Genomic DNA, 14,820 nt, shown 5'->3' on the forward strand with positions numbered 1-14,820 from the left:
GCTCAAAGGCAGTTTTTATTTTGCGCGTTTGATTTGCGCGCTTGATTTTGTTGGTACTAAAAGGAATAGTATATCTTTTATTGAATTATACTATTTTAACTGAAAGGAGCGGGTGATAAACAATGGAATCGAGATATGGCAAATATGCCGAAGGCGCCGTTCAAAAAGCTGCAAAGTTGGGCGCTGATATGGCTGAAGCATATATCGGCAACAGTAAGGAACTGGTAGTTGACGTTCGCAACGGGTCAATTGAAACGATGAAGCTGGCTGAAGACAGGGGCATGGGGATAAGAGTTTTTGCAGGCGGGAAGACCGGTTTTGCTTTTACCACGGATTTCGGAGACAGTGCTCTCGAAGAGGTCGCGAGACAAGCCCTGGCCAACGCGTCCTGTGCGGAACCAGACCCTTTAAGAACGCTTCCGGTGCCGGCTCCGTCCTACCCGCAGATGGATTTGTTTGATCCCGGTATTAAAAACGCCGCGGTGGAGCAAAAAATTGAAATGGCCAAGTCGATGGAAAATGAGGCCCGGGCTTTTGACAAAAGAATCAGCGTTATTGAGAGCTCAACTTACCAGGATGGTGAGGTTGAAGTTACCCTGTTTAATTCCAAGGGGACTTCTTTGCATTACCTTGGTGCCTATTGCGGTATGTACATAGCCCTGGTAGCAGGGCAGGGTGAGGACAGCCAAACGGGCTTTGCGCTGGGCTACGGTCTTCGCTTTGCTGAGCTGGATCCCTCCAAGTTCGGAAGGCAGGCAGCGGAAAGGGCTGTCCGCATGTTGGGCGCAAAGCCTGGTGCCACCCAAAAGGCGCCGGTTATTTTGGACCCGTATGTGGCAACAGGGTTTCTGGGTATGCTGGCGCCGGCGCTTTCTGCCGAGGCAGTGCAAAAGGGGCGCTCCCTGTTTGCGGGAAAAGTCGGACAGCAGGTGGGCTCGGGGAACATCAACCTGGTAGACGACGGCACATTAAAAGACGGCATCTCTTCCGCTCCCTTTGACGGGGAAGGAGTTCCAACCTCCCGCACGGTACTGATCGAGGGAGGTGTGTTAAAGTGCTTTTTGCATAATACTTACACTGCTGCTAAGGACAAAGTACTTTCCACCGGGAACGGTGTGCGTGGCTCCTTTAAAGGGACACCCGAAGTGGGCACCACCAACTTTTTTATCGAGCCCGGCGCTAAAAAGCCGGAAGAAATTATCGGTGAAATCAATAACGGTTTTTACGTGACGGAAGTTATGGGCATGCATACCGCCAACCCTATCAGTGGCGACTTTTCTGTCGGTGCCAGCGGGCTGTGGATAGAAAACGGGAAACCGGCCCGTCCGGTGCGGGGAATGGCCATTGCCGGTAATATCACGGATTTGCTGAAGTCGGTCGATGCGGTGGGCAGCGATCTGCAATTTTTCGGCGGCAAAGGCGCGCCGACGATCCGCGTATCGGCTATGAGCATCAGTGGCCATTAGGCTCATTTTTCAAAAAATCCTTTTACCTTTAATGATGCAGTAAAACCAATACGATTAAATAACCAAAATAAGTGATGAGGGCAGGCAGCGCAAGTACCAAGTTCATTAATAATGAATGAACTTATCCCATTACCACATGCATGTCAAGTAATTGTTTGAAAGGTGCTGGCATTAACTGACTTTGCAACTTAAGGGGATTATGTTAAAATATTTCCAGTATTTTTAGGGGGAAAAGCGTGAGAATATTAGTTTTAAACGGACCCAATTTGAACCTGTTGGGGCTGCGGGAACCCGGCGTTTACGGTGCTGTTACCCTTGATCAAATAAAGTCGTCCATGCTGGCCCTGGCCGGCGAATTGGGCGTTGAGCTTGATTTTTTTCAATCCAACCACGAAGGCGCTTTAATTGACCGGCTGCACGAAGCAAGAGATAATTTCTCCGCGGTCATTTTTAATCCAGGAGCCCATACCCATTACAGCTACGCGCTGCGCGATGCTGTTGCCGCTATTAGTATTCCGGTGATTGAGGTTCATCTTTCCAATATTTACACCCGGGAGGAATTCAGGCGGCATTCGGTGATAGCGCCGGTGGCGGCCGGGCAGGTATCCGGTTTCGGCGCGGCGGGTTATTTATTGGCATTAAGGGCGGCTGTCGATTTAAAACCCGAGTACCATTCAATCTAAGGCCTGCAACGATTTCACCTAATACACAAATTTCGGTGTCTGTTTGAGCAACGGAGGACATTTAATAATGATGGAGCGAGTTAAGCGAATTGCCGGGTACCTGGCTGAAAGCGGAACCAGCGCGATGTTGGTTATGCAGCCGGAAAACAGGCTGTACCTCAGCGGCTTTACCGGTAGTTCCGGTGCCGTATTGGTTACAGAAAAAAAGTCTTTCCTGATCACTGATTTTCGATACATTGAACAGGCCAAACAACAAAGCCCGCACCTTGAAATTTATAAATTGCGGGAAACCATGGAAGACACACTTGCTGATATGGTCAGCTCATTGGGACTAAAATCCATAACCTTTGAAGCGGATTACATAAGTTATCATTGTTATGAACAGCTTAAAGGCAAGCTTCAAGGTGTTGAACTTAAACCGGCAACAGGGGTGGTTGAACGGGGCAGGCAGGTTAAGGACAGTGGCGAGCTGTTGGCTATTGCCAGGTCCATGTCCCTGCTGGACGATGGGTTTGACTTTATCTGCGGGCGGATAAAACCCGGTATCACTGAGCAAGAGCTTGAGTTTGAACTGGAAACCTATTTACGCCAAAAAGGCGCATCGGGTCCGGCCTTTCCCTTTATTATCGCATCCGGTCCCAGGTCATCATTACCGCACGGAACTGCCACGGACAGGGTTATCGGCTACGGTGACCTTATCACCCTGGATTTTGGTGTTGTTCTGGACAATTACAATTCTGATATGACCAGGACAGTAGCGCTGGGCGAGCCGCCGGCGGAATTAAAGAAAATTTACTCTATCGTGCTGGAGGCCCAACTAGCCGGGCTTGCCGCAGTCAGGGCCGGTATAACCGCCAGCTCGGCGGACAGCGCGGCCCGTCAGGTTATCGAGTCCTATGGTTATGGCGGATATTTCGGACACGGGACCGGCCATGGAGTGGGCCTGGCGGTGCATGAGGCGCCGCGCCTGTCCTCCAGGGATAATACCGTGCTGCTTGAAGGAATGGTGGTTACGGTGGAGCCGGGCATTTACCTGCCCGGGGTCGGCGGAGTCCGGATTGAAGACAGTGTAGTGGTGGAAAAAGACGGCTGCCGGGTTTTGACAAAATCACCTAAAGACAAGTTAATAATTCTTGCTTGAATGTAAACACGAGGAGCCAGGAGTCAGAAATCAGGAATCAACATAAGAACCGGTTATATAATATTCTGAATTCTGACTCCTGACTCCTGACTACTTTTTTAGGAGGCGGGGAACTTGATATCAACCAATGAATTTCGCACAGGTTTAACCATTGAGCTGGAAGGTGACGTGTACCAGGTTGTGGACTTTCAGCACGTAAAGCCCGGTAAGGGTGCGGCATTTGTCCGCTCCAAGCTAAGGAACCTCAGGACCGGCGCTGTGGTCGACAAAACCTTTAATGCCGGTGAAAAAATCCCCCGGGCCAGGGTGGAGCGCAAAGAAGTGCAGTATCTTTATAACGACGGAACCGATTATAATTTTATGGATATGGAAACCTACGATCAGTTTGCTATGAGCAAAGATCAACTGGAAGATGCAATTAAGTTTTTGAAGGAAAATATGGTTATCAGCATCCTAACATTCAAGGGCGAATCAATAGGTGTGGACCTGCCCAACTACGTTGACCTGGAAGTGGTGGAAACAGCGCCCGGCATCAAAGGCGATACGGCATCGGGTGGTTCCAAGCCGGCGACAATGGAGACGGGGTATGTCGTCCAGGTGCCGTTTTTTATTAACATCGGCGATGTGCTGCAGATAGATACCCGCACAGGCCATTACATCAAAAGAGTTTAGGAAATATATGTTTAAAAACCCCCGGTGCGAGGGATACTATTTTTGTTGAAATGTATCTTGGAAAACCAAAGGGGGTTTCTTAATGTCCGACCTTAGATCAAAAGTGGCTTACCTGCAGGGGCTTTCAACCGGGCTGAACCTGGAGGGCGAAAGCAAGGAAGGAAAAATAATACAAAATATCATCAGTGTATTGGAGGATTTTGCCGATTCGTTTTCCGAACTTGAGAATGCCCAGGAACAACTGGAAGATTATGTGGAGACCATTGATGAGGATCTGTATTCTCTTGAAACCGACTTGGATGAAGAGGATATGGAAGATTACGTGGAGGTGGACTGCCCTCGCTGCGGTGAAACTGTTTTGTTCGATTCCGGAATAGTAGAAGATGAGGATATTATCGAAGTAACCTGTCCCAATTGCGATGAGGTTGTTTTTGTAAATGATGATAGCTTTGAATCGGCCGATGACGTTGAAGAAATTACGGGACAGGCTGTAGCTTCGGTTGAAGAAGACTTGTAAAAATTAAAAAAGCATAAAAAATGGCGGCAGGAGGTTATCCTGTCGCTTAATTTTTTTATCTTCGCACAGCCTGTAAAACCCCGCCCTCTTAGGTCGGGGATTAACAGGCTGTAAGCTCGAAATAAGTGCGACTAAGGTTCAGATGGGGTCAAAACCCCACCTTGAACCAAGTCTTCTTTATTATAATATGCGAATATAGCATGTTAATGACCCGGGTGGTTCTTGACTGCACAGCATGTACGATTTACAATTAACCCAGGTGTAAAATGGGGTATTGTTCAAAACAAGTTAAAAATAACTATCAAGCGGGGTGGGAAGAAATGGGCAAAAAAATCGTGATTATCGGTGGTGTGGCCGCGGGGCCGAAAGCGGCGGCAAGGGCTCGCCGGCTGGATCCCGAGGCTGAAATAACCATTATTGAGAAGGGTAAATTAATCTCTTATGCCGGTTGCGGCATGCCTTATTACCTGTCGGGTGAAGTTCATAAATATGATCTGCTGTTTGAGACCACCTACGGTGTTATTAGAGATGAAGATTATTTCTGGCGGGAAAAAGGGTGCCGGGTATTAACCCGGACTGAAGCCAAATCCATTGACAGGGACAAAAAAGAAGTACTGGTTGAGAATCTTGAGACCGGTGAAAAGCAAGCACTGCCTTATGACAAGCTAGTATTGGCCACAGGGGCCGAGCCGTTTGTGCCGCCCATTGAAGGGTTGAATTTAAAAGGGGTACATAAACTCAATCACCCCGAGGATGCGCAAAAAATCAAGGAAATGCTTGGTGCCGGTGAAGGCGGCGAGGCGGCTATTATCGGCGCCGGTTTGATCGGCTTGGAAACCGCCGACGCGCTGATGAAACTGCATATGTTTTGCTCGGTGATAGAGCTTCAGGATCAGATTCTGCCGGGTATGATGGATCCTGATATGGCTGAGCTGCTGGCTAAAAAGCTAACGGATCAGGGTATTGAATTTTACCTGGGCCATAAAGTGTTAAAGCTGGAAGGTGACGAAGACGGCAACGTGACCACGGTTGTCACTGATCAAGGTCCGGTTGACGCCGAACTGGTTGTGGTGGCGGTAGGGGTGCGCCCGAACGTTAAACTGGCCCGTGACGCCGGCCTGGTAATCGGAGATACCGGAGCCATTGCGGTTAATGAATACCTGCAGACCAGTGACCCGGAAATTTATGCTCTGGGCGATTGCGCTGAAACTACGCATCTGATTAGCGGTAAAAAAGTATTTCTCCCCATGGCCACTTCGGCCAACAGGCAGGGACGCGTAGTGGGAGATAACCTTACCGGTGGGAATACTGTATTCAAGGGCGTCCTGGGCACGGCTGTGATGCATGCCATGGGCTTTAATGTCGGCCGGACCGGACTGGGCGAAAAACAGGCCCGCGACCTTGGCTACAAGGTCGTAACCGGGGTTTTTCACGGCTTCGACCGCACGCATTACCATCCGGAGCATGGAATGGTAATGATGAAACTGATTACCGAGGAAGGCACGGGCAGGATTCTCGGCGCTCAGGCTTTGGGTTTGGGCGACGCAGTAAAACGGATTGACGTTGCGGCTACGGCGATAACCTTTAACGCCACCGCGGACCAACTGGCTGAAGTCGACCTGGGCTACGCTCCCCCCTTCTCCACACCCATTGACGTGGCCATGCACGCGGCAAATATTGTACGCAACAAAGTAGCCGGACTGGCCGAGACCATCAGCGTAAGAGAACTCAAAGAGAAAATGGAGCGCGGTGACGACATGGTGATCCTGGACGTGCGCACCGAAGGCCAGTTTAAAATGCGCCATTTAAAAGACGACAGGGTGATGCTGGTGGTGCTGGGCGACCTGCGGGAAAGGATTAACGAGATCCCCAGGGACAAGGAGATCGTGGCGCTCTGCGCCCTTGGCACCAGAAGCTACGAGGCACTGCGTATACTAAAAGGTGCCGGGTTCAAGGATGTCAAGTACATGGAGGGCGGCCTCCAGGCCTGGCCGTACGAGTTCTAAAGCGGCACCATCTTAGGAAAGTGTAGGGGCGGACGACCCAATGTCCGCCCGTCTTAGCAACAAGGGGACAGGGTTGTTGAGTTTTAGCAATTCCGTCCCCTTGTCATATATCTGGAGCCTAACTTTTAGTTGCTTTTCCCGCGGGCATTAAGCATTGTTATTCCGACTATTTTCCCGCTCAGATAACGAATAATTAAGTCATCGTCTGTTAGTTCACTATCATCTGCTTCAACGGGCGTATCATTAAAGTTAATGTAAAGAATATCGGCTTCATCATCGTAATGTAAAAAGATCTGGTTTTGGCCCAGAGCCGAAACCAGGGCCGGTAATGTGCGAACAACCTTACTCAATTCAGCTACTTCGGCCATACCCGCAGCCTCCTTTGCATTTGTTTAATTTTCTTTGTAATAAAAGCAGTAATTATAAAACCATCCTTTGTATTGATCTCCCGATAAACTACCCCTATGTATGTACCTACCTCCAATTCTTTGTACCGCCAAAAGCTCATCATTATTTCCCAGCCTAACTGATAAAGGTTCCCTTATTGTATTTATAACCTCTGTAAACAAATCCTTTAATTCGGGATGTCCGATTACTATATGTTTCCACCTTTCATCCGTCAACCTTATAGGAACACCATTTACAGAGATCGCAACACCTATTAATACCAAATTAAAATTCATCTCCTTAAAGTATAAACCAATTTACAAAAAACTTTTGAGACTCTCATAGAGATATAGGTAAGCATTATCCCTACCCTTATTATAAAGGTTATTTCTTTAATTTGCATGATTCAGGTGCCTGGTACCTGAATTTTTTTGGGCATATTTTTCCAGCAACAAAAATACACATTTATAAAAGAGGACGGGCTTAATCCCAAACCCTTCTCGGAAAGGAGGAAAAAGTTGAGCGGAATAACAGCGGCAAAAGCGGCTTTGCGGACGGAAGACGCATGGCGGCAAATAGTTTCTTTTTTATCACCCGAGCTTAAAGCGATCATCAGCTCCGTGCCGCAGCGTTACCTTTCCGAACTGGAGGAAATCAGGCTGCGCCGGGACAGGCCTATGATGTTGGGGGCGGGGGGCACTGACTTTTTCGTGCGACGGGACGGATCGGTTAGTCATACACCCGCCGGCGGATTCGTAATCGAAGCTGCCGACCTGGAAAAAGTAATTCACAACATCAGCGGTTATTCCATTTACGCGCTGGAAGAAGAGCTGAGAAACGGGTACCTGACCCTGCCGGGTGGGCACAGGGTGGGGCTAACCGGGAAAACGGTCCTGGAAAACGGCCGGATTAAAACAATTAAACACCTATCGGGCTTAAACATCAGGGTTTGCCGGGAGGTCAAAGGGATTGCCGGCGGTGTGCTGGGTAAGCTAATCGATCGTACAGCCGGTAGCGTTTATCATACGGTGATATTTTCCCCGCCGCGCTGCGGCAAGACCACTTTGCTCCGGGATCTGGTGCGGCTAATTAGCGACGGGATGCCGGGGCTCAATTTCCCGGGCCGTACTGTGGGTGTGGTGGACGAGCGTTCCGAGATTGCCGGATGCCACCGGGGCGTTCCTCAAATGGATGTCGGGGTCAGGACCGACGTGCTCGATGGCTGTCCCAAAGCCCAGGGGATGATGATATTGCTCAGGGCGATGTCACCGGATGTTATTGTTACTGACGAAATAGGCAAAATGGAGGACATTAAGGCGCTGGAGGAAGTTTTTAACGCCGGAGTGCGCGTTATCGTAACCATCCATGGTTCATCACTGCGGGAACTGGCCGGCAGACCGGCACTGAAATATTTGCTGCAGCTAAACATTATTGACCGGTTTGTACAGCTTGGCAGATCCCGTGGTGTGGGGACAGTGGAAAAAATATATACCGGCAGTGAACTGCCTCAACCGGGGGTGAAGCAATGCTCAAACTAATCGGTGGATTGCTCATTGTCACAGCCAGCGGGCTGGTCGGATGGAAGAAGGCCGGCCTCTACTCCCGCAGGCCGCGCGAGCTGCGTCAGCTAATCTCTGCGCTGCAGATGCTGGAAACCGAGATAACATACGTTGCCACCCCGCTGCCGGAAGCGCTGGCCAGGGCGGCTGAGCAAATGGGTTCTCCCATCTCGGCTTTGTTCGGGCGCATTGCCGGGGAATTACGAACCGGCAGCGGCCGGCCGGCCCGGGAAGCATGGTGCGAATCACTGCAGTGGTATCACCAGCGCAGCTCCCTTTCGGAAAGTGATTTATCCATCATCAGGGGGTTGGGCAACAGTATAGGTATCTCTGATCGTGAAGATCAAGGGAAACATATCCGGCTGGCGGCGGAACAGCTGAAAGCAGCTCTGGCCGCGGCGGAGGAAGCTGCCCAAAAAAACGTTAAAATGTGGAACTATGTTGGTTTGCTGGGTGGACTGGTGATAGTATTGGCCCTTTATTAAAAAAGGAGGAGTGCTTATGGGTGCCAACATCGATCTGATTTTCAAAATTGCCGGAATTGGAATTCTGGTGGCCGTTGCTCACATGGTGCTAAAAAACTCTGAAAAGGAGGATTACGGGTTTGCGGTAACCCTCACGGGAATTGCGGTGGTGCTGATTATGGTTATTCAGATGCTGGGCACCCTCTTCGATGAGGTAAAATCTGTATTTAGACTGTTTTAGGCGGTGGTAGCGTGGACTTTGTATTTCAAATATCCAGCATCGCCTTAATCGGGGCGGTACTGGCGGTGGTGCTTAAATACAACAAGCCGCCTATGGCTGTGCTGCTGGGGATAGCGGTTGGCGTTATCATTTTCCTGCTGGTAATCGGCAAAGTCGGGGCAATTATCGATATCCTCAAGCAGCTGTCCGATCGTGCCGATATAAGCTCTTTTTACCTGGGCACATTGTTGAAAATTATAGGTATCGCCTACATAGCGGACTTTATAGCCCAGATTTGCCGGGACGCGGAACAGGGCGCCATTGCCGTAAAAGTGGAACTGGCGGCCAAGGTTATGGTGCTCATGCTGGCGCTGCCTATCGTAGTGGCGGTATTGCAGGCGCTGTTGCGGCTGATTCCGTAAGGGGCGTGTGAGGGGTGCAAAGGGGTGATAAATTTGAAAAAAATAACATACCTTGCTCTAACCATGTTTATATTTTTAACTACAATTCTCCCCGTAGCTGCCTGGGCGGCCCCGGAACCGGAACAGGGATTGGATGACCAACTGGGCAATTTGGACATGGGACAAATTCAGAGTTTTGTTAACCGCATGGATAATGACATTAAAAGCGCCCTGCCGGAAACAGACTTTCGTTCTCTGGTTACAGGCATTGCAACGGGAAAAATTTCATTGCAGCCTACAGAGATTTTTAACCAGTGCATCAAATATATTTTCCGCGAGGTGGTGGCCAATTCCGCCCTTTTGGGAAAATTGGTGGTGCTGGCCGTAATTTGCGCTGTTTTGCAGAATCTGACCGGCGCGTTTGAAAAGGGAACCACCGGGCAGTTAACCCACATGGTGGCCTACCTGGTAATCATCACACTGGCTATTGGCTCTTTCGGGCTTGCCATCCATATGGGGCGGGAAGTTGTAGATAAAATGGTTATCTTTATGCAAGCCCTGTTGCCCTTGTTGCTTACACTGCTGGTTGCGGTAGGGGGCATCGCATCGGCGGCCATCTTTCACCCGGTTATATTCCTTACTATTGCTGTCTTTGGCACTGTAATTAAAAATGTTATCCTGCCGCTGATATTTTTTGCCGCAGTGCTGGAAATAGTCAACGGTTTGTCCAAGCACTTCCAGGTATCCAGGCTGGCCGGCTTGTGCAAAGGGGCGGCAATGGGCTTAATGGGACTGATGAGCACCATCTTTTTAGGGGTTATGGCTTTACAGGGAGTGGCAGGCGCGGTGGGCGACAGTTTAACTTTTCGCACCGCAAAATTTGCCACGGGAACATTTATCCCCGTGGTGGGGGGCATGTTCAGCGACGCTTTGGAGGCGGTTATCCGCTCATCGCTTTTGATCAAAAACGCAGTGGGGATTGCAGGGGTTTTGATCATTGCCATGATTGTAGTGATACCACTGATTAAAATCATCACTATTGCTTTGATTTATAAATTGGCCGGCGCGGTAATTCAGCCGGTGGGCGAAGACAGGATCAGCGACTGCCTGAACGGACTGGGCAACAGCCTGATTACTGTTTTTGCCGCTGTGGCCACGGTAGGGCTGCTGTTCTTCTTTGCTCTGGCGATAGTGGTCGGTCTGGGCAACATTACAGTAATGCTGCATTAACAAATGCCTTAGGGAGTGCTAAATACCATGGATATGATCCGCGAGCTTATTAAAACCATAGTGATCATTGTCTTGCTGGCGGTGTTTATTGAGATGATACTGCCCAAGGGTGACATGCGACGTTATGTCAAAATGGTGATGGGGCTTTTGGTGATACTGGCTGTGGTGCAAACGGCAGCCGGTGCTCTAAATCTGAGCCTGATGCAGGAGGTTCCGCAGCTAAAGGTTGGTGAAGGAGGCGGAGCCCCGCCGCTGGATGATATCATCGCCACCGGGAAGAAACTCTCTGAACTAAACCAGGATGAGGCAGTTGAACAGTATAAGCAGGGAATTGCCAGCCAGGTGCTGTCCATGGCCAGGTTAAATCCAACTGTGAGCGCCAGGGAAGCCTTGGTTCAATTGGGTGGTGAGATGAATGACGTTAATGAAATCACTATCATCTTCGGCCCGGCTGCCGACAGGACAGAAGAGCAGGCTCGTGGTGAAAAAGGCATAAATGTAGCTCCGGTTGAGATTGGGGCGATAGGAAACAACATCGACACTCAACTGGCCAAGGATCAAGTCAAAGTTTCACCGGAAGAAAAGAAAGCCGCCGGTGAAGTGGTCCGTGCAGTGGCCCAATTTTATAATCTGCAGCCCGATCAAGTGCGGTTTGAATTTAGATAGTTGGTTAGTGGTTAGTTGGTTAGGAGTTAGTAGTCGGAATGAGAGAATCATTCATCGTTAGTAGTATTCTGACTCCTGAATTCTGACTCCTGGCTACTGAAATAATCATTTTGTGCGAGGTGAGAGTATGGACAAAAAAGACATCTTTAACCCACGCAACAGACAATTTTGGGTGCTGTTGCTGCTTTTAATGCTGGGGGTTCTACTGATGCTGCTGGGCAGCTGCGGCACCGGAAAGCCGGCTTCCCCAAACACGCAGCCGCAAGGCGGACAGAAGCCGGAAGATGCGGTGAAAACCAGTGTTGCCGGAGATTCTCTCATGAGTAAAGAAGAAAAAGCACTGGCTGTGGAATTGCAGCAAATGCTGGAGGATGTTTCAGGGGCGGGACGGGTAGAGGTTTCGGTAAACCTGGCCACATCTACTTATAACAACTATGCCATTAATACCACGTCCGGGTTAAAAACTACCCAGGAAAAGGACCAGAGCGGCGGTACCAGGCAGATCACTGAAAACACCAACTCCGGTCAAGTGGTATTAAGCAGGAGTGAACAGGGCTACGAAGGACCTGTGTTGGAACGGGAAATGGCGCCGGAGGTGGCCGGGGTGCTGGTGGTGGCCGAGGGGGCCGATGACCCGCTGGTTAAAGCCAGTTTGTTCCGGGCGGCACAGGTGGCGCTAGGTGTTGAACCCCAAAAGGTTATTGTTCTTCCAATGAAAAAGGAGGGATTGCAATGATAAAAGTGATTAAAGTTAACCGCAAAAAAATTGCGCTGGGCTTATTAGCCCTATTGGGAATAGCCTGTTGCGTGGCGGGCTTCAGCGGTGCGGCTCAAAAAATAGCCGGCATTTTTGGCGAGACGGAACCTACCAGCGTTTTCATCACTCAGCCAGAGCAGCCTCAAAGCCCTTCCCTTACCGGGGATGCAAACCCTGAAGACAGCCAAAATTTAAATTCTGAAGAGCAGGTGTTTGAAGATCCACAGGAAGCTTGGGAAACGCAAAGTGACATTTCCGACCCCGAAGCTTTTTTTGTGGAGTACCGTATGGACAGGGAAAGGGCCAGGGGTAAGCAGGTGGAATTACTGAGGGAGGTAATGGCCTCTTCTTCCATTGATGAGGAAACACGCAAAACCGCTCATGAGAAATTTTTAAATATCAGCAGCAGTATTTCCAAAGAAATGGAATTGGAGAACTTGCTCAGGGCCAGGGGTTTCCAGGATGCCGCAGTTTTTCTGGACGGAGATAGCGTAACCGTGGTTGTTCAGCCGGGTCAAAAAGAGGTTGCTGCCGAAGACAACTACGACCTGACCCAGCTGGTGGCGAAAAGCACCGGTGTAACTGAAGAAAATGTAATTATCATAACCAAAGATTTTTAAAGAATACCATATATATTGTACTGTATACAGTGTATTTGATCGAAATATTGTATACTTGCGCTAAAGCTATTTAAAATTTCCTCAAAAATAATATAATTCATTATGTGTAATGGGTTGTTTACAAATTAAACAGCCTCTTTTTTTTGGGAGGAGATCATAATGCGTGCAGTAAAAATTACCGATACCACCTTGCGTGACGGACACCAGAGTTTATGGGCTACCAGGATGCGCATAGACGATATGCTTCCTATAGTTGAGAAACTGGACCGGGTGGGCTATCATTCGCTGGAGGTTTGGGGAGGCGCAACGTTTGATGTGTGCCTGCGCTATCTGAATGAAGACCCCTGGGAAAGGTTGCGCATAATTAAATCTTATGTTAAGCGAACGCCACTGCAAATGCTGCTTAGAGGGCAATCGTTGGTTGGCTACCAGCATTATCCGGATGATGTGGTTGAGGCATTTGTCACCAGAATGGTGGAAAACGGCATTGATATCATCCGGATTTTTGATGCTTTAAATGATATACGCAATATGGAGACGGCAATTAAAACAGGAATCAGGACGGGGGCCCATGTGCAGGCTTCTGTGGTATATACGATCAGTCCCGTTCATAATACCGAACACTACCTGGAGACTGCTGTAAGGTTGGAGGAACTGGGGGTGCACTCAATTTGCGTCAAGGACATGGCCGGCTTGCTGACTCCTTACCAGGCCTACGAACTGATCAGTAAAATAAAAGCAAAAACGGGGCTGCCGGTACAACTGCACAGCCATTATATCGGTGGATTGGCACTGGCAACCTACCTTAAAGCTGTTGAGGCCGGGGTGGACGTAATAGATACGGCTGCAGTGCCCCTGGCCTTTGGGGCGTCACAGCCTCCGGTGGAAACAGTGGTCAGGGCTCTGCAGGGAACACCCTACGATACCGGCCTGGATATGGTCCTGCTGTTTGAAATCGCCGGGTATTTTGAAGAGGTGCGCAAGGAACGGGGCTACGAGCGCGGAGTTACGCGGATTAACGATATGAGGGTTTTTGAACATCAGGTTCCGGGGGGAATGATTACCAACCTGGTAACCCAGTTGGAAGAACAAAAGTCGGCCCATCTGCTGCCGCAGGTGTTGAATGAAATCCCCAGGGTGCGCCGGGAGTTGGGTTACCCCCCGCTGGTAACTCCAACCAGCCAGATTGTCGGCACCCAGGCGGTATTAAATGTGCTGCTGGGCGAGCGGTATAAACTGGTGCCCGGAGAGGTAAAAGCCTATTTTCAGGGGCTGTACGGAAAACCGCCGGCCCCCGTGGATGAGGAAATCGCCCGCAAGGTGCTGGCGGGTAAAAAGCCCATCACCTGCCGTCCTGCTGATATGCTGGAGCCCAGGCTGCAAAAGGTGGAGAGCGAACTGCAGGGAGTGGCCCGCTCGGCGGAAGACGTAATCTCGTATGCTATTTTCCCTCAAATCACCAAAAAGTTTTGGGAACAACGCCGTCAGCGTGCAACCGGCGCTCTCAATAACCGTGAAAAAGTATCCACTAACAGTCCAAAGGAGGAAAATGAAATGGATTTGGCACAAATTAAGGAACTGATCCAGGTAATCAACCAAACCGATATAGCCGAATTTTCCCTTGATAGTGACGGGGTGAAGCTGGCGATAAGAAAGGCGGGGGCTGCCAGGGAAGGCATTAACCACGACGACAAAGAGGTTGATGAAAACAAAAGCAGCGCGGCCCCGCCGGCGCCTCCCAAGGCTGTTTCCCAAAAGGAGCCTGAACCGGAAGGAGCGGTTGTTAAATCACCCATGGTGGGAACCTTTTACCGGGCCCCCGCTCCCGAGGCCGAGCCTTTCGTTGAAGTCGGGACCAGGGTTGAAAAGGGGCAGACCCTGTGCATCATTGAGGCCATGAAGTTGATGAATGAAATAGAGTCTGAAGTAAACGGCACCGTGGTCAAGATTTTAGTAGATAACGCCCAGACCGTGGAGTACGGCCAACCGCTGGTGATTGTGCAGGAGGATTAACAGAATAGGTGGGTAAAC

The 14,820-nt window shown here is 49.8% G+C and carries 17 protein-coding genes; 15 read left to right on the plus strand and 2 right to left on the minus strand.

Features of this window, described 5'->3' with window-relative positions; all coding sequences use genetic code 11:
• The first annotated feature begins 122 nt into the window (after positions 1 to 122).
• From BM056_RS00290 to BM056_RS00315, 6 genes are all read left to right on the plus strand, one after another.
• Positions 123 to 1,466 carry a TldD/PmbA family protein gene (locus tag BM056_RS00290; protein ID WP_092467557.1) on the plus strand — a complete coding sequence of 448 codons (1,344 nt, stop codon included), beginning with the start codon at positions 123 to 125 and terminating at the stop codon, positions 1,464 to 1,466.
• 236 nt (positions 1,467 to 1,702) lie between these two features.
• Positions 1,703 to 2,149: a type II 3-dehydroquinate dehydratase gene (gene aroQ / locus BM056_RS00295; protein ID WP_092467559.1), complete on the plus strand. Its 447-nt coding sequence runs from the start codon at positions 1,703 to 1,705 to the stop codon at positions 2,147 to 2,149.
• A gap of 67 nt (positions 2,150 to 2,216) precedes the next feature.
• A complete protein-coding gene (locus BM056_RS00300; protein WP_092467560.1) occupies positions 2,217 to 3,290 on the plus strand; it encodes a M24 family metallopeptidase in 1,074 nt (357 codons plus the stop codon).
• 114 nt (positions 3,291 to 3,404) lie between these two features.
• Entirely contained in the window at positions 3,405 to 3,962 is a 558-nt protein-coding gene (efp, locus tag BM056_RS00305) for an elongation factor P (protein ID WP_092467562.1), read from the plus strand.
• An 82-nt stretch (positions 3,963 to 4,044) separates the two neighbouring features.
• Positions 4,045 to 4,479: a CD1247 N-terminal domain-containing protein gene (locus tag BM056_RS00310; protein WP_092467564.1), complete on the plus strand. Its 435-nt coding sequence runs from the start codon at positions 4,045 to 4,047 to the stop codon at positions 4,477 to 4,479.
• Positions 4,480 to 4,799: 320 nt separating this feature from the next.
• Complete coding sequence (locus BM056_RS00315) at positions 4,800 to 6,485, plus strand: FAD-dependent oxidoreductase (RefSeq protein WP_092467566.1); 1,686 nt, start codon at positions 4,800 to 4,802, stop codon at positions 6,483 to 6,485.
• 125 nt (positions 6,486 to 6,610) lie between these two features.
• Here the strand turns inward: BM056_RS00315 and BM056_RS00320 are convergent, their stop codons facing one another.
• Both BM056_RS00320 and BM056_RS00325 read right to left on the minus strand, forming a co-directional pair.
• Positions 6,611 to 6,853: a DUF2283 domain-containing protein gene (locus BM056_RS00320; protein WP_092467568.1), complete on the minus strand. Its 243-nt coding sequence runs from the start codon at positions 6,851 to 6,853 to the stop codon at positions 6,611 to 6,613.
• A 24-nt stretch (positions 6,854 to 6,877) separates the two neighbouring features.
• Positions 6,878 to 7,156 (minus strand): hypothetical protein, encoded by a 279-nt coding sequence (locus tag BM056_RS00325; RefSeq protein ID WP_207648108.1) that lies wholly within the window; start codon positions 7,154 to 7,156, stop codon positions 6,878 to 6,880.
• 234 nt (positions 7,157 to 7,390) lie between these two features.
• On the opposite strand from BM056_RS00325, the gene spoIIIAA reads away from it, so the two are divergent.
• From spoIIIAA to accB, 9 genes are all read left to right on the plus strand, one after another.
• Positions 7,391 to 8,410 (plus strand): stage III sporulation protein AA, encoded by a 1,020-nt coding sequence (gene spoIIIAA / locus BM056_RS00330; protein WP_174549921.1) that lies wholly within the window; start codon positions 7,391 to 7,393, stop codon positions 8,408 to 8,410.
• Positions 8,398 to 8,916: a stage III sporulation protein SpoIIIAB gene (gene spoIIIAB / locus BM056_RS00335; protein WP_092467570.1), complete on the plus strand. Its 519-nt coding sequence runs from the start codon at positions 8,398 to 8,400 to the stop codon at positions 8,914 to 8,916. The genes spoIIIAA and spoIIIAB overlap by 13 nt, the downstream gene beginning before the upstream one ends.
• A 16-nt stretch (positions 8,917 to 8,932) precedes the next feature.
• Positions 8,933 to 9,136: a stage III sporulation protein AC gene (spoIIIAC, locus tag BM056_RS00340; protein ID WP_092467572.1), complete on the plus strand. Its 204-nt coding sequence runs from the start codon at positions 8,933 to 8,935 to the stop codon at positions 9,134 to 9,136.
• A gap of 11 nt (positions 9,137 to 9,147) precedes the next feature.
• Entirely contained in the window at positions 9,148 to 9,537 is a 390-nt protein-coding gene (gene spoIIIAD, locus BM056_RS00345) for a stage III sporulation protein AD (protein ID WP_092467574.1), read from the plus strand.
• Between the two features lie 42 nt (positions 9,538 to 9,579).
• Complete coding sequence (spoIIIAE, locus tag BM056_RS00350) at positions 9,580 to 10,746, plus strand: stage III sporulation protein AE (RefSeq protein WP_435050943.1); 1,167 nt, start codon at positions 9,580 to 9,582, stop codon at positions 10,744 to 10,746.
• A gap of 27 nt (positions 10,747 to 10,773) precedes the next feature.
• Positions 10,774 to 11,412, plus strand: coding sequence for a stage III sporulation protein AF (locus BM056_RS00355; RefSeq protein ID WP_092467577.1), 639 nt, complete (start codon positions 10,774 to 10,776; stop codon positions 11,410 to 11,412).
• Positions 11,413 to 11,539: 127 nt separating this feature from the next.
• The gene (gene spoIIIAG / locus BM056_RS00360) at positions 11,540 to 12,148 is read left to right on the plus strand and encodes a stage III sporulation protein AG (protein WP_092467579.1); all 609 of its coding nucleotides are present in this window, start codon (positions 11,540 to 11,542) and stop codon (positions 12,146 to 12,148) included.
• The gene (locus BM056_RS00365) at positions 12,145 to 12,789 is read left to right on the plus strand and encodes a SpoIIIAH-like family protein (protein ID WP_092467581.1); all 645 of its coding nucleotides are present in this window, start codon (positions 12,145 to 12,147) and stop codon (positions 12,787 to 12,789) included. Before spoIIIAG ends, BM056_RS00365 begins: the two co-directional genes overlap by 4 nt.
• Before the next feature lie 159 nt (positions 12,790 to 12,948).
• Positions 12,949 to 14,802, plus strand: coding sequence for an acetyl-CoA carboxylase biotin carboxyl carrier protein (gene accB / locus BM056_RS00370; RefSeq protein ID WP_174549922.1), 1,854 nt, complete (start codon positions 12,949 to 12,951; stop codon positions 14,800 to 14,802).
• Positions 14,803 to 14,820: the final 18 nt, after the last annotated feature.

Source organism: Desulfotruncus arcticus DSM 17038 (assembly GCF_900113335.1).
In the GTDB taxonomy this organism is placed as follows: Bacteria; Bacillota; Desulfotomaculia; order Desulfotomaculales; family Desulfallaceae; genus Desulfotruncus; species Desulfotruncus arcticus.

What these genes read in the sequence shown, in the direction of transcription:
- accB (WP_174549922.1), top strand. Translation starts at nt 12,949, where the DNA reads ATGCGTGCAGTAAAAATTACCGATACCACCTTGCGTGACGGACACCAG.
- spoIIIAB (WP_092467570.1), top strand. Translation starts at nt 8,398, where the DNA reads ATGCTCAAACTAATCGGTGGATTGCTCATTGTCACAGCCAGCGGGCTG.
- BM056_RS00365 (WP_092467581.1), top strand. Translation starts at nt 12,145, where the DNA reads ATGATAAAAGTGATTAAAGTTAACCGCAAAAAAATTGCGCTGGGCTTA.
- BM056_RS00320 (WP_092467568.1), bottom strand. Translation starts at nt 6,853, where the DNA reads ATGGCCGAAGTAGCTGAATTGAGTAAGGTTGTTCGCACATTACCGGCC.
- spoIIIAG (WP_092467579.1), top strand. Translation starts at nt 11,540, where the DNA reads ATGGACAAAAAAGACATCTTTAACCCACGCAACAGACAATTTTGGGTG.
- BM056_RS00355 (WP_092467577.1), top strand. Translation starts at nt 10,774, where the DNA reads ATGGATATGATCCGCGAGCTTATTAAAACCATAGTGATCATTGTCTTG.
- BM056_RS00290 (WP_092467557.1), top strand. Translation starts at nt 123, where the DNA reads ATGGAATCGAGATATGGCAAATATGCCGAAGGCGCCGTTCAAAAAGCT.
- spoIIIAC (WP_092467572.1), top strand. Translation starts at nt 8,933, where the DNA reads ATGGGTGCCAACATCGATCTGATTTTCAAAATTGCCGGAATTGGAATT.
- BM056_RS00300 (WP_092467560.1), top strand. Translation starts at nt 2,217, where the DNA reads ATGATGGAGCGAGTTAAGCGAATTGCCGGGTACCTGGCTGAAAGCGGA.
- BM056_RS00310 (WP_092467564.1), top strand. Translation starts at nt 4,045, where the DNA reads ATGTCCGACCTTAGATCAAAAGTGGCTTACCTGCAGGGGCTTTCAACC.
- BM056_RS00315 (WP_092467566.1), top strand. Translation starts at nt 4,800, where the DNA reads ATGGGCAAAAAAATCGTGATTATCGGTGGTGTGGCCGCGGGGCCGAAA.